The sequence below is a fragment of the Streptomyces mesophilus genome, from assembly GCF_011044995.1.
In the GTDB taxonomy this organism is placed as follows: Bacteria; Actinomycetota; Actinomycetes; order Streptomycetales; family Streptomycetaceae; genus Streptomyces; species Streptomyces mesophilus.
In genome coordinates this window covers 35,939-56,753 of sequence record NZ_JAAKZW010000013.1, presented here as the reverse complement: position 1 = coordinate 56,753, position 20,815 = coordinate 35,939, and the positions used below count along the sequence as shown (strand labels likewise).

The 20,815-nt window shown below is 69.6% G+C and carries 15 protein-coding genes; 7 read left to right on the top strand and 8 right to left on the bottom strand.

The annotated features are described in order from the left end of the window. The first annotated feature begins 49 nt into the window (after positions 1-49). On the top strand, positions 50-1,279 hold the full coding sequence (gene mshC, locus G6045_RS06770; RefSeq protein WP_165330895.1) for a cysteine--1-D-myo-inosityl 2-amino-2-deoxy-alpha-D-glucopyranoside ligase: 1,230 nt from the start codon (positions 50-52) through the stop codon (positions 1,277-1,279). Between the two features lie 106 nt (positions 1,280-1,385). After that, a complete protein-coding gene (locus tag G6045_RS06765; protein ID WP_165330894.1) occupies positions 1,386-4,445 on the top strand; it encodes an NPCBM/NEW2 domain-containing protein in 3,060 nt (1,019 codons plus the stop codon). Between the two features lie 72 nt (positions 4,446-4,517). Here G6045_RS06765 and G6045_RS06760 read toward each other — a convergent pair whose 3' ends face one another. Together G6045_RS06760 and G6045_RS06755 are read right to left on the bottom strand one after the other, a co-directional pair. After that, positions 4,518-5,210, bottom strand: coding sequence for a hypothetical protein (locus G6045_RS06760; protein ID WP_165330893.1), 693 nt, complete (start codon positions 5,208-5,210; stop codon positions 4,518-4,520). A gap of 84 nt (positions 5,211-5,294) precedes the next feature. Next, positions 5,295-7,040 carry a S8 family peptidase gene (locus tag G6045_RS06755; RefSeq protein WP_165330892.1) on the bottom strand — a complete coding sequence of 582 codons (1,746 nt, stop codon included), beginning with the start codon at positions 7,038-7,040 and terminating at the stop codon, positions 5,295-5,297. A gap of 273 nt (positions 7,041-7,313) precedes the next feature. Between G6045_RS06755 and G6045_RS06750 the strand changes: the two genes are divergently transcribed. After that, positions 7,314-8,294: an SMP-30/gluconolactonase/LRE family protein gene (locus G6045_RS06750; protein WP_165330891.1), complete on the top strand. Its 981-nt coding sequence runs from the start codon at positions 7,314-7,316 to the stop codon at positions 8,292-8,294. Between the two features lie 120 nt (positions 8,295-8,414). On the opposite strand, the gene G6045_RS06745 is transcribed toward G6045_RS06750, so the two are convergent. Beyond that, positions 8,415-9,425 (bottom strand): PAC2 family protein, encoded by a 1,011-nt coding sequence (locus G6045_RS06745; protein WP_165330890.1) that lies wholly within the window; start codon positions 9,423-9,425, stop codon positions 8,415-8,417. A gap of 271 nt (positions 9,426-9,696) precedes the next feature. On the opposite strand from G6045_RS06745, the gene G6045_RS06740 reads away from it, so the two are divergent. The 4 genes from G6045_RS06740 to G6045_RS06725 are packed head-to-tail and all read left to right on the top strand — an operon-like array spanning position 9,697 to position 14,676. Next, entirely contained in the window at positions 9,697-11,010 is a 1,314-nt protein-coding gene (locus tag G6045_RS06740; protein WP_165330889.1) for an enolase C-terminal domain-like protein, read from the top strand. Beyond that, positions 11,007-12,053: a sugar ABC transporter substrate-binding protein gene (locus G6045_RS06735; protein WP_165330888.1), complete on the top strand. Its 1,047-nt coding sequence runs from the start codon at positions 11,007-11,009 to the stop codon at positions 12,051-12,053. Before G6045_RS06740 ends, G6045_RS06735 begins: the two co-directional genes overlap by 4 nt. Positions 12,054-12,058: 5 nt before the next feature. Then, positions 12,059-13,648: a sugar ABC transporter ATP-binding protein gene (locus tag G6045_RS06730; RefSeq protein ID WP_165330887.1), complete on the top strand. Its 1,590-nt coding sequence runs from the start codon at positions 12,059-12,061 to the stop codon at positions 13,646-13,648. Further along, positions 13,645-14,676, top strand: coding sequence for an ABC transporter permease (locus tag G6045_RS06725; protein ID WP_165330886.1), 1,032 nt, complete (start codon positions 13,645-13,647; stop codon positions 14,674-14,676). Before G6045_RS06730 ends, G6045_RS06725 begins: the two co-directional genes overlap by 4 nt. A gap of 18 nt (positions 14,677-14,694) precedes the next feature. Here the strand turns inward: G6045_RS06725 and G6045_RS06720 are convergent, their stop codons facing one another. The 5 genes from G6045_RS06720 to G6045_RS06700 all read right to left on the bottom strand — a co-directional run bounded on the left by G6045_RS06720 (position 14,695) and on the right by G6045_RS06700 (position 20,688). Further along, positions 14,695-15,366 (bottom strand): FadR/GntR family transcriptional regulator, encoded by a 672-nt coding sequence (locus tag G6045_RS06720; RefSeq protein ID WP_165330885.1) that lies wholly within the window; start codon positions 15,364-15,366, stop codon positions 14,695-14,697. Between the two features lie 211 nt (positions 15,367-15,577). Beyond that, positions 15,578-17,194 (bottom strand): glycerol-3-phosphate dehydrogenase/oxidase, encoded by a 1,617-nt coding sequence (locus tag G6045_RS06715; protein ID WP_165330912.1) that lies wholly within the window; start codon positions 17,192-17,194, stop codon positions 15,578-15,580. A gap of 80 nt (positions 17,195-17,274) precedes the next feature. Then, positions 17,275-18,828: a glycerol kinase GlpK gene (gene glpK / locus G6045_RS06710; protein WP_165330884.1), complete on the bottom strand. Its 1,554-nt coding sequence runs from the start codon at positions 18,826-18,828 to the stop codon at positions 17,275-17,277. A gap of 56 nt (positions 18,829-18,884) precedes the next feature. Beyond that, positions 18,885-19,673 (bottom strand): MIP/aquaporin family protein, encoded by a 789-nt coding sequence (locus G6045_RS06705; protein WP_165330883.1) that lies wholly within the window; start codon positions 19,671-19,673, stop codon positions 18,885-18,887. A 250-nt stretch (positions 19,674-19,923) separates the two neighbouring features. Then, positions 19,924-20,688, bottom strand: a complete 765-nt coding sequence (locus tag G6045_RS06700; RefSeq protein WP_165330882.1) for an IclR family transcriptional regulator — start codon at positions 20,686-20,688, stop codon at positions 19,924-19,926. Positions 20,689-20,815 lie beyond the last annotated feature (127 nt).

Genomic DNA, 20,815 nt, shown 5'->3' with positions numbered 1-20,815 from the left:
ATCGAGGACCGGTTCGGACAGGGAACACCCCTCCGGTTACGCTCAAGGAATGCATGCCTGGCCCGCTTCCGAGGTCCCCGCCCTGCCCGCCAAGGGCCGCGACCTCAGGATTCACGACACCGCGACCGGTGGGCTCATCCCCCTCGACCCCGGTCCCGTCGCCCGTATCTACGTCTGCGGCATCACGCCGTACGACGCGACCCACATGGGTCACGCGGCGACTTACAACGCGTTCGACCTCGTTCAGCGCGTGTGGCTCGACACGAAGCGGCAGGTCATCTACGTACAGAACGTCACGGACGTCGACGACCCGCTGCTCGAGCGCGCGATCCGCGACGGCGAGGACTGGGTCGGGCTCGCGGAGCGCGAGACGGCGCTGTTCCGCGAGGACATGACCGCGCTGCGGATGCTCCCGCCGCAGCACTACATCGGCGCGGTCGAGGCCATACCCGGCATCGTTCCGCTCGTGGAGCGGCTGCGGGACATGGGCGCGGCCTATGAGCTCGAAGGCGACATCTACTTCTCGGTCGACTCCGACAAGAACTTCGGCAAGGTCTCGAACCTCGACGCCGCCGCCATGAAGCTGCTCTCCGCCGAACGCGGCGGCGACCCCGAGCGGCCCGGCAAGAAGAACCCGCTCGACCCGATGCTGTGGATGGCCGCCCGCGAGAACGAACCGAGCTGGGACGGCGGCTCGCTCGGCGCCGGACGGCCCGGCTGGCACATCGAGTGCGTGGCCATCGCCCTCGACCACCTCGGCATGGGCTTCGACGTCCAGGGCGGCGGCTCCGACCTGGCCTTCCCGCACCACGAGATGGGCGCCTCGCACGCACAGGTGCTGACCGGCGAGTTCCCCATGGCCAAGGCGTACGTCCACGCCGGCATGGTCGGCCTGAACGGCGCGAAGATGTCCAAGTCCAAGGGCAATCTCGTCTTCGTCAGCACGCTGCGCCGCGACGGTGTGGACCCCGCGGCGATCCGGCTCGCGCTGCTCTCGCACCACTACCGGGCCGACTGGGAGTGGACCGACCAGGTGCTCGCCGACGCCGTGGCCCGCCTCGGCCGCTGGCGCGCCGCCGTCTCGCGTCCCGACGGACCGGCCGCCGAGGCCCTCGTCGAGGAGATCCGCGAGGCCCTGTCGAACGACCTCGACGCGCCTTCCGCGCTCGAGGCCGTGGACCGCTGGGCCGAGCTGCAGAGCTCGGTGGGCGGTACGGACGAGGGGGCGCCGGGGCTCGTATCGCGGGCTGTCGACGCGCTGTTGGGCGTGGCTCTCTAGGCAGTACCAAGAACCGCAGATCCACGAGGAAGGCCGCTTCGGAAAGTCCAGAAGCGGCCTTTCTCCGTCCATGGTGGCGCCTGTGCGCAGCTGCTACACACGCGCCATGAGATCTCCAAAGTGGTTCAGGGCAACGGCAGTTGCCGCCCTGTTGGGGTTGTCCGCGGTGCTCGCCGGACCCGGCGGCGGGCAGGCCGCGCAGGCCGAGCCCGCGGACACCATCGTCGGCGACATCACCGGCTTCGAGGCCGACGGGTCCGTCTACCACCTGGCGGCGGGAGCCGCCGAGGTCCGTGTCTCCTTCGTGACGGCCGAGACCTTCCGTATCGAACTCGCGCCGGACGGGAAGTTCACCGACCCCACCGGCACCGACATCGTCCTGCCGCAGGGCACCCCGCCCGCCACCAAGTGGCGCGACAGGGGCGACCGCTACGAGCTCTCCACGTCCCACGTCACCTTGCGCGCCTACAAGAAGCCCCTGCGCTTCGCCCTGCACCGGGCCGACGGCAGTCGGATCTGGGCCGAGACCAAGGGCCTCACCTGGAACGGCGAGCGCACCACGCAGAGCCTCGCGCGCGGCGCCGACGAGCAGTACTACGGCGCCGGAATGCAGAACGGCCGCGGCAACACCTCGCACCGCGGCAAGACCGTCGAAGTCGGCGTCGACTACAACTGGGACGACGGGGGCCACCCCAACTCCGTGCCGTTCTACCTGTCTTCGTCGGGGTACGGCGTCTACCGCAATACGTACGCCCCGAACACGTACTCCTTCGCCGACCCCGTGACGGCCTCGGCGAAGGAACAGCGCTTCGATGCCTACTACTTCACCGGCGAAGGCGCCGACAGCGCGAAGGACGTCATCGGCGCCTACACCCGGCTGACCGGGAAGCCGTTCCTGCCGCCCCTCTACGGTCTGGAGATCGGCGACGCCGACTGCTATCTGCACAACGCCAACCGCGGCGAACGGCACACCCTCGACGCCCTGAAGGTGGCCGACGGCTATCTCGAGCACGACATGCCGAACGGCTGGATGCTCGTCAACGACGGCTACGGCTGCGGCTACGAGAACCTCGCCGAGACCGCCAAGGGCCTCCAGGACCGCAAGATGCAGCTCGGTCTGTGGACCGAGGACGGCATCGACCAGCTCGCCGGCCAGGTGAAGGCCGGACAGCGGGTGGCCAAGCTGGATGTCGCCTGGGTGGGCGAGGGCTACAAGTTCGCCCTCGACGGCTGCAAGGACGCGTACCAGGGGATCGAGGACCACAGCGATGCCCGCGGCTTCACCTGGGCGCCCGAGAGCTGGGCGGGCGCGCAGCGCTGCGGGGTGCAGTGGTCCGGCGACCAGTCGGGCAGCTGGGAGAACATCCGCTTCCAGATCCCGACGTACGCCGGTGCCACCATGTCGGGCCTCGCCTACACCACAGGTGACGTGGACGGCATCTTCGGTGGGAGCCCCAAGACGTACACCCGTGATCTGCAGTGGAAGGCCTTCCTGCCGGCCCTCATGACGATGAACGGCTGGGCGGCCAGCGACAAGCAGCCCTTCCGGTACGGGGAGCCGTACACCTCCATCAACCGCAAGTACCTCAAGCTCAAGGAGTCCTTGCTGCCCTACATGTACTCGTACGCGCACGAGGCCACGAAGACCGGCGTGGGTCCGGTGCGGCCGCTCGCGCTGGAGTACCCGGGGGATCCGCAGGCCGGCACGGACGCGGCCAAGTACGAGTTCCTGACCGGTGAGGACTTCCTCGTCGCACCCGTGTACCAGGACTCCACCGCGCGCGACGGGATCTATCTGCCGAAGGGCACGTGGATCGACTACTGGAGCGGGCGCGTGTACCAGGGCCCGGTCACTCTGGACGGCTACAGTGCGCCGCTCGACACGCTGCCCCTGTTCGTACGGGCGGGGGCCTCGGTTCCGATGTGGCCCGGAATCCGCTCGTACCAGGACCGCACGGCCGAGTCGCCGCTCGCCTGGGATGTCTATCCGCAGGGCAGGTCCTCCTTCACGCTGTACGAGGACGACGGCGTGACGCGGGAACACCGCGCCGGCAAGTACGCCACCCAGCGCGCGGACGTCGACGCGCCGCGCCAGGGCGCCGGTGACGTGTCCGTCCGGATCGGGGCGAGCGAGGGCGAGTTCAGCGGAAAGCAGCGCAGCCGCCCGTACCGCTTCACCGCGCACACCGGGGACGCGCCGAGCCGCGTGGAGCTCGACGACCGGGGGCTGCCGCGGCTGGCGTCGAAGGCCGCGTTCGACGCGGCGGCGGAGGGCTGGTGGTACGACCGGGACGACCGCGGTGGCGTGGTCCAGGTCAAGACCGCGAAGCTGCGGACCGACCGGGCCTTCGAGCTCGAACTCGAGGACACCAGCGCGGTCGGCGGTGCGGTGCCCGGCGCACAGGCCGCGCTTTCGGCGCCTGTGGCACAGGAGTTGGGTGCCGGGGTGGCCGGAAAGGTGTCCGTCGACGTCACGGCGGGCAGCCGGGACGCGACCGGCGTCCAGGTGGGCGTCGAGGCGCCAGAGGGCTGGCAGGTGACCTCCGCACCGGTCGTCGACCGCATTCCCGCCGGCACGACCCGCCGGGTCGAGGTGGCCGTCACCCCGGACAAGGACGCGCGGCCCGGCGAGGCCTCGCTGACCGCCACCGCCCGCTACCGGGCGGCGGGCCAGGACCGCACCTCCGTCCAGCGGTTCGCCGTGGCCGTGATGCCCCCGCCGCCGACCGCCGACGCCTGGGCGAGCGATCTGCCGTGGCTGAAGTCCACCAACGGCTGGGGCCCGCCGGAACGCGACCGCAGCAACGGCGAATCCGGCGCCGAGGACGGCCGGGCGCTGACGCTCGCCGGGACCACGTACGAGAAGGGCATCGGCGGGCACGCCGACTCGGACATCGAGGTCTATCTCGGCGGCCGCTGCTCCAAGCTGACCGCCGACGTCGGCATCGACGACGAGATCAACGGCTATGGAGAGGTGGCCTTCTCGGTCGAGGCCGACGGCAAGGTCCTGTGGACCTCGCCCGAGGTGACCGGGGCGTCGGCGACCGTGCCGGTGGACGTGGACCTGGACGGCGCACGCCATGTCCATCTGCGGATCACGGACACGAACGGCTCCAAGAGCGGTGATCACGGGGACTGGGCGGCGGCCAGGTTCCACTGCGCCTGACGCCCGCAGGGCGATACGACGCGGTGCAGGGCGGGAAGCGCTTCCCGCCCTGCACCTCTGCGCATACGCGGCCTACTTGTTGACCACGATCGCCTGGATCTGGTTCGGCGACTGGCTGTCGAAGAAGCCGAGCACCTGGTGGCCCGCGATGAACGCGCGCTGCACCACGTCCTGGATCACCTGGCTGGGGTTGTGCAGCTCACGCCAGACGTTGTCGACCAGGAGGAACAGGATCGGCGGCTGGCCGGGAAGCGCGTCCACGACATCCCAGTAGCGGGTGGCGACGCCGCTCTGGATCGCCTGCGCCCCGATCTGACCGGTCTGGCCCATCTGCTGCCCCATCTGCTGGAGCATCTGCTGGATGTTCGGCTGCCGGCCGAGCTGCTGGAGCTGCTGCTGCAGCTGCGGAGGCAGCTGCTGCTGGCCGGACTGCCCGTACGGGGACGACTGCTGGCCGAAGCTCTGCTGGCTCTGCTGCTGCGGGGGCGCGGTGCTGGGTCCCTGCTGCTGCCCGGACTGCTGCTGTCCGTACGGCTGGGGGCCGAACTGCCCCTGGCCGTAACCCTGCTGGGGCTGCTGGCTGAAGCCCTGCTGACCGAGGCCCTGTTGGGGCTGCTGCTCGTACGGGGACGACTGCTGGCCGAAGCCCTGCTGGCCGTAACCCTGCTGGTCCTGCTGCTGCGGGAACTGCTGCTGCTGTTGTTGCTGCGGAACCTGCTGCTGTCCGAACTGACCTTGCTGACTCATCTGCGGGGTGGTGCTCATGCGCGTGCCACCTTCCCTCGGTGATGGAGTGCTGTGATCGATGGATGTCGTCGATGGATGCCGTCGTACGGGGATCGCGCGGTCTCAGCCGGTGACGACCAGGCCCACGATCTCGTCGTCCGCGTACCAGACACGGATGTCCGGCCGGCCGCCGGCGAAGGCGGAGTGCACCGCCTGGCGGACCTCCGGCGCCGGATGGTTGAGGTTGCGCCAGGCGCCGGCCACGAACAGCCGGAGCCGGGGCGGGAGTTCACGGGGATAGGGGACCAGTTCGTCCCAGTACCGCTCGGCCTGGCCCGAGCCGATCGCCGACGGGAGCAGCCGGGTCAGCGCCGCCTTGATGTCGGGCCGGTTGCCGATGCGCTGGGATGCGGGGCGGCCGGGCGCGTCCTGCTGGGGTGTGCCCGAGGCGCGCAGCACCTCACGCGCCTGCTGCGGGGACATGGGCGCCGACCCGGAGGCCTTCAGCATGCCCTGCAGCGAGGCGAGCGCTCCGGTCACCACCGGGGAGGCCGAAGAGGTGCCGGAGAACGTGTCGGTGTACCAGGCGATTTCCTCGGCACCGCCCTGCAGGTCACCGGGCCGGTTCCACGAGCCGCCGGTCGTGGTGGTCTCGCGCCCCCAGCCCTGGGCGTCCACGCGCGCACCGTAGTTGGAGAACGCCAGACGGGAACGGTCGGGTCCGTGATCGCGGCCGTGGGTGCCGGGCGGCGGTGCGCCCGCGCCGGCCAGGACCGCGCCGGAGGGCTGGTTGGACGGGTTGAAGGGGTTGCGCCACCACTCGGGGAACTCGTCCGGCCTGCGCTCGTACACCGCGTCGTCGAGCGACTCGGCGCCGTTGCCCGCGGCCTCGACCACGATGACGCCCTTGGCGGTGGCCCAGCGGATCGCCGCATAGTCGTCCGGCCACCATTCGAGCGGGATGTAGCCGCGCTGGTCGTCGCGTGTCTCGTAGTCGAACTGCGGTCCCGGGCGGTGCAGTTCGATCAGGACGATATCGCCGTGCGTGAGCTTCTCGGCCGCCGCGTGGATGGCCGCGGCGGAACCGATGCCCTGGAAGGACGCGGCCGCGGTCACGGCCTCGGGCACGATCCCGGTGATCCCGCGCCGGTTGCGGTCGCCGCCGAGGACGCCGAGCACCGCGGTGCCGTGGTTGCGCCAGGCGATGTCCTGCACGGGGGTGCCTACTACGACGCCGGCGAGTTTCGCCGACAGGTCTTCATGGCCGAGCTGCCAGGCGCCTTCGACATCGATGATCGTGACGCCCTCGCCGCTGCCGCCGGGCCGCTGCCAGGCCCAGTGGGCGTCGATGCCCTCGGGGGCCGGACGCAGATACCCCTGGCGCGAGGTGAAGTCCGGTGTCTCGGGGGCGCCTTCCTTGAGGCGCTGATTCTCCTCGGTGGTCTGCCGTACGGGCCCGAGCGTCGCCGGTACGGCGCCGGGCTTGACGTACGCCGTATCGATCTCGGGCAGCGCGGCCATCCGTGACCGCAGCTCCTGGGCCCGTTCGCGGCCGCCGCGCACCCGGTAGAACAGGGTGAGATCGGGGCCCGGCTCCTGGACCTGCTGCGGGGGAACGGCGGCCTGGATGCGCTCTTCGTTGCCGAACAGCGGCTCCAGCGCCAGCTGTTCATCGCTGAGGAACATGTTGAGGGCGGATATGTCGGCACCGGCCGCCGAGCGCACCGAGGTCCCTTCGGCCCGCAGCCGGGCCTCGGGCCGTGCGACCACGATCAGTTCCTGCTCGGCGCCTCGATAGGTGAATCCCGCTCCGTCGGGTCCTGGGCCCGTGCTGCCCGGTCCCTGCGGCGGCTGTACCTGGTCGGTCATCGCTGTGCGCTCCCCTCGGACGAGTCCTGCTGCGTACGTCGGGTGCTGCTCCGCGGTTCTCCGGGGCCCACCCTGCTACCGCTGCGCGGATCCGTCCACCCCCTGTCGTCCCAACTGCGTTTGAAATCAAGTTGAATGGGGAACCCCCTGCAATTCGTCTTGAATCCGATGTCACGCCCCAATTCGGCCAAACCCTGCGGCGACAGTCGTCATGTGATGGGGTATGAGCGACTGTTGACCGTTTCTGGCGACTTCTCCACGAGAGGATGCGCAATGGCATTCAGCAACAGACCGGGCCGTCCGTTAGCACGTCGGGGACTGCTCGGTGCGGGGGCGGCGCTCGGTGGCGCGGCACTCCTCGGAGGTCTCGGCTCCACGGCGCAGGCGGCCGAAACCCGTGACAAGGCCGCGTGGCCCCGGCAGTTCCCGCTGCCGAACGGTTTCCAGCCCGAGGGCGTCACCATCGGCCGCAGTCCGCACGCGTACTTCGGCTCCATCGCCCACGGCGGCGTCTACCGCGTGGACCTGGCCACGGGGCGCGGCCGGACCGTCGTGCGAGGCCAGGGCGCGGACCACCCCACCATCGGCCTGAAGATCCTCGACAGCGGTGATCTGCTCCTGTGCGGCGGCCCCAGCAGCGAACTGCGGATCGCCGACCCGCGCACCGGCGCGCTGCGCACGCTCGCCACCGTGGACGGCATCTTCGTCAACGACGTCATCCCCACGCCGGGCGCCGCCTGGTTCACCGACTCTTTCAAGCCGCAGCTCTACCGTCTCGCCCTCGACCGGCAGCAGCGGCCCGGCGCGGTGACGACCGTGCCGCTCTCCGGTGACTGGGTGCAGGGTCCGGACTTCACGGCCAACGGCATCGAGCGCACCCCGGACGGATCGGCCCTGCTCGTGGTGAACGCCTTTGCGGACGGCGGCACTTTGATGCGCGTGGACCCGCGTACCGGCCGTGCGGCGGCCGTCGATCTCGGCGGCGCCAAGATTCCCAACGGCGACGGACTGCTGCTGCTCGGCCGCACGCTCTACTGCGTGCAGCAACAGCAGAACGCCGTCGATGTGTTCACCCTGGACAAGGCGGGCACGCGCGGCCGGGCGATCGCCCGCATCACGGATCCGGAGCGGTTCCGCATCCCCACGACGGCGGCGGCCTGGGGCAACCGGATCTATCTGCCCAACGCGCGCTTCGACGTGCCGGAGCCCGGCCCTGACACGACGTACGACGCGGTCGCGATCGACCAGGTCTGAGCGCGGCGCATACGGACCCGGTGGACCAGCAGGACGGGGCGGCACCCATCAGGTGCCGCCCCGTACGTATGCCTGTGAGCTCAGCCGTATCCCCGAGAGCTCGGCCGCGGGACTCCGAGATCAGTCCGACGCGTCCTCGCCGCCGGCTTCCTCGGTGTCGTCCTCCTCGGCTTTCTCGCCGGGCCGCGGCCCCGGGTCCGCCGGCGGGTAGGGCGGCTTGGTGCGGTCGTGCGGGGTGTCCCTGTCCCGCAGGAACTGGCCCTCGCCGCCCTCGGTCGCATGCCCGGGACCGCCGTCTCGCCGCCGCAGATACCGCTCGAACTCCCGCGCGATCGCCTCACCGGACGCCTCGGGAAGCTCGGCGGTGTCCCGGGCCTCCTCCAGCGTCTGTACGTATTCGGCGACCTCGCTGTCCTCCGCGGCCAGCTGGTCCACGCCGAGCTGCCAGGCGCGGGCGTCCTCGGGCAGTTCACCGAGCGGGATCCTGAGGTCGATCAGGTCCTCGAGGCGGTTGAGCAGCGCCAGCGTGGCCTTGGGGTTCGGCGGCTGCGACACATAGTGCGGAACGGCCGCCCACAGCGAGACCGCGGGAACGCCTGCGTGCGTGCAGGCCTCCTGAAGGACGCCGACGATGCCGGTGGGACCCTCGTACCGGGTCTCCTCCAGGTTCATCGAGCGGGCCAGGTCCGCGTCCGAGGTCACACCGCTGACCGGCACCGGCCGCGTGTGCGGGGTGTCGCCGAGCAACGCGCCAAGGATGACGACGAGTTCGACGCCCAGCTCATGGGCGAAGCCCAGCAGTTCGTTGCAGAACGAGCGCCAGCGCATGGACGGTTCGATACCGCGGACGATCACCAGGTCGCGCGGCTTGGGGCCGCCGACGCGGACCACCGAGAGCCGGGTCGTCGGCCAGGTGATCTTGCGGGTGCCGCCGTCCAGCCAGACCGTGGGGCGGTTGACCTGGAAGTCGTAGTAGTCCTCGGCGTCGAGCGCGGCGAAGACCTCGCCCTTCCACTCCTTGTCGAGGTGCGCGACCGCGGTGGAGGCGGCGTCGCCGGCGTCGTTCCAGCCCTCGAACGCGGCCACCATGACCGGGTCGACCAGCTCGGGAACCCCTTCGAGCTCGATCACCCAGCGCCTCCTTCCGACGTTCCTCTTTGCACGCCCCAACCTTACGGCTTGTACGGGGGCCTTCCGCAGCCCCCTTGCACGGCCCTGGTGTGGTGTGGTCAGGGTGAGGGGAGTTTGTCTTGGGGACATCGCCTCCAAACCACCGCCTCGGAATTCATCCGAGCTGTAACCCGTAAGTTGCGTCAGAACTCTGGACGACCCCCGTTCTAAGGGCTATACATCGGATGTCCAGCAAAGATCCGATGTCCGGCGCGACGTAACGGGGGCGTGCATGAGCGAGACCGTCACCGGCTTCGAGGTGGAGGACATACGCTTCCCGACCTCGCGGCAGCTCGACGGCTCCGACGCCATGAACCCCGACCCCGACTACTCGGCCGCGTATCTGGTGATCCGCACCGGCACCGGAGCCGAGGGGCATGGGTTCTGCTTCACCATCGGCCGCGGGAACGACGTCATGGCGGCCGCCATCCGGTCCCTGCGTCCGTACCTCATCGGCCGCCGGGCACCACGGGACGCGGCGGATCTGGCCGCACTGCACCACGAACTCACCCACGATTCGCAGCTGCGCTGGCTCGGCCCCGAGAAGGGCGTCATGCATATGGCGGCCGGCGCCGTGGTCAACGCGGCCTGGGACCTGGCCGCCAAGCGAGCGGGCCTGCCCGTCTGGGAGTTCCTCGCGGCCATGAGCCCCGAAGAGCTCGTCTCCCTCGTGGACTTCCGGTACTTGAGCGACGCCCTCACCCCCGACGAAGCCCTCGGCATCCTGCGCGCCGCCGCACCCGGCAGACGGGAAAGAGCGGATCGGCTGCGGGCCACGGGCTATCCCGCGTACACCACCTCGGCCGGCTGGCTCGGCTATGACGACGCCAAGCTGGTGCGGCTCGCCAAGGAGGCCGTGGCCGAGGGGTTCGAGCAGATCAAGCTGAAGGTCGGCGAGAGCCTGGCCGACGATCTGCGCCGGATGCGGCTGGCCCGCGAGGCCGTCGGCCCCTCCGTACGGATCGCCGTCGACGCCAACCAGCGCTGGGACGTGGCCGACGCCATCCGCTGGATGGAGGCGCTCGCACCGTTCGATCCGCACTGGATCGAGGAGCCGACCAGCCCCGACGACATCCTCGGCCACGCCGCCGTACGCGCAGGACAGCCGGTGAAGGTCGCCACCGGTGAACACGCCGCCAACCGCGTGGTGTTCAAACAGCTCCTGCAGGCCGGCGCCGTCGACTTCGTCCAGATCGACGCGGCCCGGGTCGCGGGCGTCAACGAGAACCTCGCCATCCTGCTGCTCGCCGCCAAGTTCGGGGTGCCGGTCTGCCCGCACGCGGGCGGGGTCGGACTGTGCGAACTCGTCCAGCATCTCGCCATGTTCGACTACGTGGCGGTCTCCGGCTCCCTCGAAGGCCGGGTCATCGAGTACGTGGACCATCTGCACGAGCACTTCACGCACCCCGCGGTCGTCGCATCGGGTCGCTACCAGGCACCCGCCGCACCGGGCTTCTCCGCCCGGATGCACCCCGAGTCGATCGCCGCCCACCGCTATCCCGACGGGCCGGTCTGGCGGCCTGGCACCCCAGGGAGGACCTCATGAGATTCCGTACGACGAGTGCGGCGCTGGCCGCCGCACTGATAGCCGTCTCCGCGCTGTCGGCCTGCAACCGGGACTCCGCAAACGGCACTGACGGCGCGGGAGGCGGCGGCAAGGTCGGTATCGATCTGCCACGCAGCGACACCGACTTCTGGAACTCCTACCAGCAGTACATGGAGAAGGGCGTCAAGACGGAGAAGCTCGGCCATCTGCCGTTCACCAACTCGCAGAACGACATCGGCAAGCTCGCCGCCAACGTCCAGACCTTCCAGGACCAGGGCGCCAAGGCTGTCATCATGGCGCCGCAGGACACCGGAGCGGTCGCCGAGACCCTCAACAACCTTGCCGAGAAGGACATCCCGGCCATCAGCGTCGACACCCGGCCCGACCAGGGCGATGTCTACATGGTCGTGCGCGCCGACAACCGCGCGTACGGCGAACAGGCCTGCAAGTACCTCGGCGAACAGCTGAAGGGCAAGGGCAAGGTCGTGGAGTTCCAGGGCGACCTGGCCTCCATCAACGGCCGTGACCGCTCCGAGGCGTTCAAGGCGTGCATGGACAAGAACTACCCGGACATCAAGGTGTTCGAGCTGGCCACCGAATGGAAGGGCGAGGTCGCCTCGGCCAAGCTGCAGACCACGATGGCCGCCCACCCGGACATCGACGGGATCTACATGCAGGCCGGCGGCGCGTTCCTCGAGCCCACCCTCGCGCTCCTGGAGCAGAAGAAGCGGCTGGTCCCGAGGGGCGAGAAGGGCCACATCACGATCATCTCCAACGACGGCATCCCGCAGGAGCTGGACGCCATCCGCAAGGGGACGATCGACGCGACCGTCTCGCAGCCGGCCGACCTCTACGCCAACATCGCGCTGTACTGGGCGAAGAAGGCCCTGGCGGGCGAGAAGGCCAAGGAGGGTCCCACCGACCACGACTCCACCGTCATCAAGATCCCCAACGGGTACGAGGACCAGCTCCCCGCGCCCCTGGTGACCAAGGAGAACGTGGACGACCCCAAGCTCTGGGCCAACCAGCTGGACAAGAAGTAGCCGCCATGACCGAGCAGTTGGAAAGGCCGCCCGCCGTCCGGGCGGAAGGCGTCGTCAAGCGCTTCGGGCCCACCCTGGCGCTCGACGACGTCGGTCTGACCGTGCGCCCCGGCGAGTCCCACGCGCTCGTCGGGCGCAACGGCGCGGGAAAGTCGACCCTGGTCAACGTACTGACCGGACTGCACAAGCCGGACGCTGGCACCGTGCGCTTCCACGGTGAACCGGCGCCTGATTACGGCGACATGGCAGCCTGGCAGTCCAAGGTCGCCTGCGTCTACCAGAAGTCGATGGTCGTACCCGAACTGACCGTCGCCGAGAACCTCTTTCTCAACCGGTTCGAGCCGGGGGAGCGCTATATCCGCTGGTCACGGCTGCGGCAGAAGGCACGTGAACTGCTTGCCTCGTACGGGGTGGACGTGGACCCGTCGGCCAGGGCGAAGGATCTCGCGGTCGAGCAGCGGCAGTTCGTGGAGATCGCCAAGGCGCTGTCCTTCGGCGCCAAGCTGATCATTCTCGACGAACCCACGGCCCAACTCGACGCCCGCGGCATCCAGCGCCTCTACGCCAAGCTGCGCGAACTCCAGGCGCAGGGCGTGGCGTTCCTCTACATCTCGCACCACCTCCAGGAGGTCTACGACCTCTGCACCACCGTCACCGTCTACCGCGACGCCCGCCATGTGCTGACCGAGCAGGTGGCCGATCTTTCCAAGGCGGATCTGGTCGAGGCGATGACGGGGGAGGGCAAGGGCGGCGCCTCCTCGTGGCATGCCGTCTCCGTGCACGGCTCGGACCATGCGGTGGGCGAGACGGTGCTGCGGACCGAACAGCTCGCCCTGGAAGGGGAGTTCGACCCGATCGACCTTTCTGTGCGCTCCGGTGAGGTGGTCGGCCTCGCGGGCGCCACGGCCAGCGGCAACACCGCGCTCGGCGAGGTGCTCGCCGGCATGCGGAGCCCCACCTCGGGCGCCGTGAACGTGGCGGGCCGCGATGTCCGTACCGGCAGCGTGCCGCACGCCCTGGACGCCGGCATCGGCTACATCCCCGAGGACCGCCATCGCCAGGGCCTGGTGCTCGGCCGCAGCGTCGCCGAGAACGCCACGCTCACGGTGGCCGACCAGCTGGGACCGTGGGGGACCGTACTGCCGTCCCGTACAAGGGAGTTCGCGGCCGGGATGATCGCCTCGCTCGACATCAAGACCCGCGGCCCCGAGCAGCTGGTGAACGGCCTGTCCGGCGGCAATCAGCAGAAGGTCGTGGTCGCCCGCGCGCTCGCCCGCGACCCCAAGGTCCTGGTGGCACTGCGGCCGACCGCGGGCGTCGACATCAAGTCCAAGGACGCGCTGCTCGGCGTGGTGCGGCGGGTCGCCGGCGAGGGCAGCGCGGCGGTGATCGTCTCCGACGAGCTCGACGATCTGCGGGTCTGCGACCGGGTGCTCGTCCTGTTCCACGGGCGGGTGGTCGCCTCGTACGACAGCGGGTGGAGCGACCGCGAGCTGGTGGCCGCGATGGAGGGCGTGGGGGAGACCACGCCCTCCGCCGATGGTGGGCAAGAGGGAACAGCCGGGACTTCCGGGAACAAGGAGCAGACGTCATGACCGAGACCTTGCAGCCCGTGCAGGTCGACGAGGCCAAGTCCGCTGGCGGGGCGCGCAGTCGGCTCGATCTGATCCGGTGGAGCGACTTCTCGCTCGTGCCCGTGATCCTGGTCCTGCTGGTGATCGGCTATATCGTCTCGCCGGTCTTCCTGACCTCCGACAACCTCATCAACGTCGTGCAGCAGTCGAGCGAGCTCTCGCTGCTCGTGCTCGGGCAGGCGCTGATCCTGATCGCCGGCCGGATGGACCTCTCGCTCGAATCGACCATCGGCATCGCGCCGGTGATCGCGATGTGGCTCGTCCTGCCCACCGAAGGCGGGCGGTTTGCGGGTCTGGAGTGGTTCCCGATCTGGACCGCCGTACCGATCTGCCTCCTCGTCGGCGCGCTGATCGGCACGTTCAACGGCTTCATGATGCTGAAGCTGCATGTCAACGGGTTCATCGCGACCCTCGGCATGCTGACCATGCTGCGTGGTCTGCAGATCGGCATCACCGAGGGCAAGTCCATCACCGGAGTCCCGGAGTCCTTCCGGTATTTGGGCAAGGCCGACTGGATGGGCATCCCCGCCTCCGTGTGGATCTGCCTCGCCCTGTTCGCCGTCGGCGGCGCCGCCCTCGCGTGGCTGCGGCACGGACGTTCGCTGTACGCGATCGGCGGCAACCCCGAAGCCGCGCGTGCGGCCGGTATCCGGGTCGACCGGATCACCTGGATCGTGCTCGCCGTCGGCGGTGTCCTCGCCGCCCTCGCCGGCATCCTCTACACCGGCCACTACGGCTCGGTCGCGGCGAACCAGGGCAACGGCTGGATCTTCCAGGTGTTCGCGGCCGCCGTGATCGGCGGGATCAGCCTCAAGGGCGGCCGGGGCACCTTGTTCGGCGCACTCACCGGAGTGCTGACGCTGCAGCTCGTGGTGAATGTGATGACGCTCGGCGGGGTGCCCCAGCTGTGGAACCAGTTCCTCAACGGCGCGATCATCATCGTCGCCCTGATCATCTCCCGCTTCGCGAGCGGCGAGAAGCAGGACTGACCGCGCCGGTCGGGGTGCTCAGAGTGTGGTGCGCAGCCACTGCTCCACGCTCGCGATGTGGACGGTCGCCCAGGAACGGGCGGCCTCCGCGTCACGGTCCCGCAGCGAGCCCAGGATCATCCGGTGCTCGTGCAGCGTGCGGCTGACCGCGTCCTCCTGGGTCAGCCCGCGCCAGACCCTGGCCCGGGTCGTGGGCCCGGACAGACCGTCGAGCAGCGAGCAGAGCACCGAGTTGCCGGAGGCCTGCACGATGCCCCGGTGGAACTCCAGGTCGCACGCGACCAGTTCCTCCACCGAGGGCGCCGGGCCCAGCGCGTCCAACTGCGCGCTGAGCGCGTCCAGTTGATCGTCGTCGATCAGGGCGCTGGCCATCGCCGTCGCGGCCGGCTCCAGGATCCTGCGGACCGCGAGGAACTCCAGGACCGTGTCGTCGCGGTGGAAGTCCACGACGAAGCTGAGCGCTTCGAGCAGCAGCTGCGGGTCCAGGCTGGTGACATATGTTCCGTCGCCCTGGCGGACGTCGAGGATACGGATCAGCGACAGCGCCCGTACGGCCTCGCGCAGCGAGTTGCGGGACAGACCGAGCTCGGCGGCGAGCTCGCTCTCCTTGGGGAGGCGGTCGCCGGGGCGCAATGCCCCGGAGACGATCATTCCCTTGATCTTCTCGATGGCCTCGTCGGTGACAGCCATGGCGCCCTCCCTGATACCTCCGATGTATCCGGCCATTATGGGGGCGCCGGGCTGCCGGGGAAGGCGTTCTCGCAGATGAAGCGCTTGCCATGACTGTACGTAGGGCCAGCCGCGCGCTCCGTGATCACTGACGTACAGGTGTGAGGGACGGCCGCCGCGGCGACCGCCCCTCACATCCCCCGATTCCCCCGTGTTCCGGGGCCGCTCGGTCCTACTTGGTGTCGAGCAGCCCCTGGACCTTGCCCCGCACCTCGTCGGAGGCGAGACCGCGGATCGTCAGCGTCGTACGGCGGCGCAGCACGTCGTCCGCCGTCTCGGCCCACTCGTGATCACGGGCGTAGACGACCTGGGCCCAGATCTCCGGGGCATCCGGGTGGATCCGCTGGGCGAGCTCCGGGCTCTCGTTGGCCAGGCGCGCGATGTCGAAGGCCAGCGAACCGTAGTGCGTGGCGAGGTGGCGCGCCGTGTCGGCGGCCATCCGCGGGCCTGGCGCCGGACCGTCGACGAGCAGGCGGTGGGCGACCGCGCGCGGGTTGGCGATCCCCGGCAGCGGCAGCTTCTTGGGCAGCCGGCCGACCGGCTCCAGGTCCTCCCCGAGCGGGTGGCCCGGCAACTGCGCCAGCTTGTGCATCACGGTGCGGCCGATGTGCCGGAAGGTGGTCCACTTGCCGCCGGCCACCGACAGCATGCCGCCCTTGCCCTCGGTCACGACCGTCTCGCGCTTGGCCTTCGCGGTGTCGCCGGGACCGCCGGGCAGCACGCGCAGACCCGCGAAGGAGTACGTGATCAGGTCGCGCGACAGCTGCTGGTCGCGGATGGAGAACGCGGCCTCGTCCAGGATCTGCTTGGTGTCCTGCTCGGTGACGGACACTTCGCGCGGATCGCCCTCGTACACCTCGTCCGTGGTGCCGAGGAGCAGCATGTCCTCCCACGGCAGGGCGAACGTGATGCGGTACTTGTCGATCGGGGTCGCGAGCGCGGCCTTCCACGGCGAGGTGCGCTTGAGCACCAGGTGCGCGCCCTTGGAGAGCCGGATCGAGGGCGCCGCGTTCGGGTCCTCCAGCGTGCGCAGGTGATCGACCCAGGGGCCGGTCGCATTGAGTACGAGCCGGGCGTCGACCCCGAACTCCGTACCGTCGAGGCGGTCCTTGAGCTCGGCGCCCGTGACCCGGCCGCGCGTGAAGCGAAGCCCGGTCACCTCGGCGTGGTTGAGCACCACGGCGCCCGAGTCGACGGCCGCGCGGACCGTCATCAGCGCCATCCGCGCGTCGTTCATCTGGTCGTCGCCGTACACGGCCACGGCCTTGAGGTTGTCGGTCCGCAGCTCCGGCACGTCCTGCGCGGCCTTCGACGGGCTCAGCAGATGCCCCACACCGTCGCCGAACGCGGAGAGCGCGCTGTACGCGAACACGCCCGCGCCCAGCTTCGCCGCACCGTGCGGACCGCCCTTGTAGACGGGCAGATAGAAGGTCAGCGGGTTGGCGAGGTGCGGCGCCACCTGACGGGACACCGCACGCCGCTCGAAGTGGTTCTCGGCGACCAGCTTCACCGCGCCGGTCTGCAGATAGCGCAGACCGCCGTGCAGCAGCTTGGACGAGGCCGAGGAGGTGGCGCCGGCGAAGTCGCCGGCGTCCACGAGCGCCACCCGCAGCCCGGACTGCGCGGCGTGCCACGCGGTGGAAATGCCCAGGATCCCGCCGCCGATGACCAGCAGGTCGTACGAGGCACGGCTCAGCTGCTCACGGGTCTCGGCGCGCCCCGGGTTGATGCCCGAGGCCGCGTGCGTCCCGAGCGAAGGGAGGCTCTGCAGGGTGGTGCTCATGGTCAACTCCTCGTCGGAGTCCCGCACTCAGCCGGTACGGGACTCCATCCAGTAAGGCCCGTCAGGCCTCTGTGTTTCCCGGCCTGTCAGGCCTCGTCGGAATCCTCGACCCAGCCCATGGTCCGCTCCACGGCCTTGAGCCAGCTCTTGTACTCGCGGTCCCGCTGCTCCGCCGGCATACGGGGGGTCCACTCCGCGGCGCGGCGCCAGTTGGCCCGCAGCGCGTCGGTGTCCGGCCAGTAGCCGACGGCGAGACCGGCGGCGTAGGCGGCACCGAGGCAGGTCGTCTCGGCCACCATCGGACGCACCACGGGCGCGTCCAGGAAGTCCGAAAGGGTCTGCATCAGCAGGTTGTTGGAGGTCATGCCGCCGTCGACCTTGAGCGCGCTCAGCTCGACACCGGAGTCCTTCGTCATGGCGTCGGTGATCTCGCGGGTCTGCCAGGCGGTGGCTTCCAGGACGGCGCGCGCGATGTGCGCCTTCGTCACGTAGCGCGTGAGACCGGCGATCACACCGCGGGCGTCGGAGCGCCAGTACGGGGCGAACAGACCGGAGAAGGCCGGCACGAAGTACGCACCACCGTTGTCCTCGACGGACGAGGCGAGGGTCTCGATCTCGGCGGCCGAGTTGATCAGACCCATCTGGTCGCGCATCCACTGCACCAGCGAACCGGTGACGGCGATCGAGCCCTCGAGGGCGTAGACGGGCTTCTGGTCGCCGATGCGGTAACCGACCGTGGTGAGCAGTCCGTTGTACGAGTTCACCGGTGTCTCACCGGTGTTCATCAGCATGAAGGTGCCGGTGCCGTACGTGGACTTGGCCTCGCCCTCGGCGAAGCAGGTCTGGCCGAACAGCGCCGCCTGCTGGTCACCGAGCGCCGACGCGACCGGCACACCCGCGAGCACGCCCGCCTTGGCGTGCCCGTACACCTCGGCGGAGGAGCGGATCTCGGGCAGCACGGCGGCCGGGATGCCCATGGAGTGCAGGATGCGCTCGTCCCAGGCCATGTCGTGCAGGTTCATCAGCATCGTGCGCGAGGCGTTGGTGACGTCCGTGACGTGCACACCGCCGTCGGTGCCGCCGGTCAGGTTCCAGATGACCCAGGAGTCCATCGTGCCGAAGAGGATGTCGCCGGCCTCGGCGCGCTCGCGCAGACCCTCGACGTTGTCCAGCAGCCAGCGGACCTTCGGACCCGAGAAGTACGACGCGAGCGGCAGACCGGTCTCGCGGCGGAAGCGGTCCTGACCGACGTTGCGGCCGAGCTCCTTGCACAGCGCGTCGGTGCGGGTGTCCTGCCACACGATCGCGTTGTGCACCGGCTCACCGGTGTTCTTGTCCCACATCAGCGTGGTCTCACGCTGGTTGGTGATGCCGATCGCCTTCACGTCGGCGGAGGTGATGCCCGCCTTCGAGATGGCGCCCGCGACCACGGACTCGACGTTCGCCCAGATCTCCTTGGCGTCGTGCTCGACCCAGCCGGGCTTGGGGAAGATCTGCTCGTGCTCGCGCTGGTCGACGGAGACGATCCGGCCGTCCGTGTCGAAGACGATGCAGCGGCTAGAGGTCGTGCCCTGGTCGATGGCCGCGATGAACGGCCCTGCGCCGTGGGAGGAGGTCCCTGCGGTGTGTGCGTCGGTCATTTCTGGTGCTCCAAGAAGTCTGTGTACGGCGGCTCTTGCGTCCTCGTAGGAGTCGGTCAGGCGAAGGCGAGCTTGTAGAGACCGCCCGCGATCACACCGCCGATGATCGGTCCTGCGACCGGGATCCAGGCGTACGACCAGTCCGAACCGCCCTTGTTGGGCAGCGGAAGGAGCGAATGGACGATGCGCGGGCCGAGGTCGCGGACCGGGTTGATGGCGTACCCGGTGGGACCGCCGAGCGAGAGACCGATGCCGACCACGACGAGCGCGGTGATCAGGGCGCCGAGCACTCCGAGGCCGTTGCCGTCGCCGTTGAGGCCCTGGGTGAGGATCGCGAGGACCAGGACGACCGTGGCGATGATCTCCGTGGCCAGGTTCTGCGCGACGTTACGGATCTCCGGGCCGGTGGAGAAGACGCCGAGGACCGGGCCGGGCGCGTCCTTGGAGACGGCCTTGACCGAGTCCTGTGCGCCGGGACCGCCGACGATCTCACGGTCGGTCAGATGGGCCTGGAACTGTCCGTAGTACGTGACCCACACCAGGACCGCGCCGATCATGGCGCCGATCAGCTGCGAGAAGAGGTAGAGGGGAACGTCGCCCCACTCGGTGCCGCCCTCTATCGCCAGGCCGATCGTGACGGCCGGGTTGAGGTGCGCGCCCGAGACGCCGCCCGCGAGATACGCGCCGGTCAGCACGGCGAAGCCCCAGCCGAAGGTGATCGCGAGCCATCCGGCGTTGCGGGCCTTCGAGTGCTTGAGCGTGACGGCGGCACAGACACCGCCGCCGAGCAGGATGAGCACGGCGGTACCGATGGTCTCGCCGATGAAGATATCCGAGCTGGACACCCGCGACTCCTTTGTCCTTCGTCCAGGTGACTACCGGGCAGAGCCGGGTAGCTGGTTGCGGTGCTCGATCCGCGTTGTCACACCCTACCCCGTATTGCCGGTAGCTGTTCGACAATGCCGACCGATGAACGGAAGTCTTGTTCCCGTGTTCGCTTGACGTCAAGACTTGTGTGACGGGAATTGCGATCGTTACGGGAGGGTGGTGACGGATCTGTGGGGGAGTGGTTGCGGGAGGTGAGCGCGAGAGTGCTCAGAACCTGCCCGCGCCGAGGTCGCGCGACACCGCGCGGGCGCAGTCCCGTACCGCCGCGATCAGCTCGTTGCGCAGCTCGCCGCCTTCGCAGACCCGCTCCACGGCGCCCGTGATGCCGACCGCGCCGACCGGCATCCGCCGCCGGTCGTGGATGGGGGCGGCCACCGAGGCCACGCCGTCCCAGGTCTCCTCGACATCGGCGGACCAGCCGCGTGCGCGGGTGAGGTCGAGCACCGACTCGAACTCGTCGAGCCCGGTGATCGTGCGGGGCGTGAACTCCTTGCGCTCCACCTCCACGACCTCGCTGTGCGCCACCGGGTCGTAGGCCGAGAGCACCTTGCCGAGTGCGGTCGAGTGCAGCGGGTGCATGGCCCCGACCTCGAGCACCTGACGTGACTCGTCGGGCCGGAAAACGTGGTGCACGATCAGGACGCCCTGCTGGTGCAGGACGCCCAGGTAGACGCTCTCGCCGCTGGAGCGGGCCAGGTCGTCGGTCCACACCAGGGCACGGGCACGCAGCTCGTGGATGTCGAGGTAGCTGTTGCCCAGACGCAGCAGCTCGGCGCCCAGCTGATAGCGGCCGGACGCGGCGTCCTGCTCGACGAAACCCTCCGCCTGCAGCGTGCGCAGGATGCCGTGCGCGGTGCCCTTGGCGAGACCCAGCGAGGAGGCGATGTCGGAGAGGCCGAGGCGCCGCTCGCCGCCGGCGAGCAGCCGCAGCATCGCGGCGGCACGCTCGAGCGACTGGATGTTCTTCGCCATCGCCTAAAGCCTCCTGGTCGTTCGACAATGCTGAACACTATCGGCCGTTGTCGACCTTGTCCTAATGTCCAGCCCCGCAGATTTCGGTATCCGGCCGACATAGTGGCGGACGCCTGTGCGACCCAGG

Coding starts and splice junctions, on each gene's coding strand:
- mshC (WP_165330895.1), top strand. CDS start 50: ATGCATGCCTGGCCCGCTTCCGAGGTCCCCGCCCTGCCCGCCAAGGGC.
- G6045_RS06765 (WP_165330894.1), top strand. CDS start 1,386: ATGAGATCTCCAAAGTGGTTCAGGGCAACGGCAGTTGCCGCCCTGTTG.
- G6045_RS06760 (WP_165330893.1), bottom strand. CDS start 5,210: ATGAGCACCACCCCGCAGATGAGTCAGCAAGGTCAGTTCGGACAGCAG.
- G6045_RS06755 (WP_165330892.1), bottom strand. CDS start 7,040: ATGACCGACCAGGTACAGCCGCCGCAGGGACCGGGCAGCACGGGCCCA.
- G6045_RS06750 (WP_165330891.1), top strand. CDS start 7,314: ATGGCATTCAGCAACAGACCGGGCCGTCCGTTAGCACGTCGGGGACTG.
- G6045_RS06740 (WP_165330889.1), top strand. CDS start 9,697: ATGAGCGAGACCGTCACCGGCTTCGAGGTGGAGGACATACGCTTCCCG.
- G6045_RS06735 (WP_165330888.1), top strand. CDS start 11,007: ATGAGATTCCGTACGACGAGTGCGGCGCTGGCCGCCGCACTGATAGCC.
- G6045_RS06730 (WP_165330887.1), top strand. CDS start 12,059: ATGACCGAGCAGTTGGAAAGGCCGCCCGCCGTCCGGGCGGAAGGCGTC.
- G6045_RS06725 (WP_165330886.1), top strand. CDS start 13,645: ATGACCGAGACCTTGCAGCCCGTGCAGGTCGACGAGGCCAAGTCCGCT.
- G6045_RS06720 (WP_165330885.1), bottom strand. CDS start 15,366: ATGGCTGTCACCGACGAGGCCATCGAGAAGATCAAGGGAATGATCGTC.
- glpK (WP_165330884.1), bottom strand. CDS start 18,828: ATGACCGACGCACACACCGCAGGGACCTCCTCCCACGGCGCAGGGCCG.
- G6045_RS06700 (WP_165330882.1), bottom strand. CDS start 20,688: ATGGCGAAGAACATCCAGTCGCTCGAGCGTGCCGCCGCGATGCTGCGG.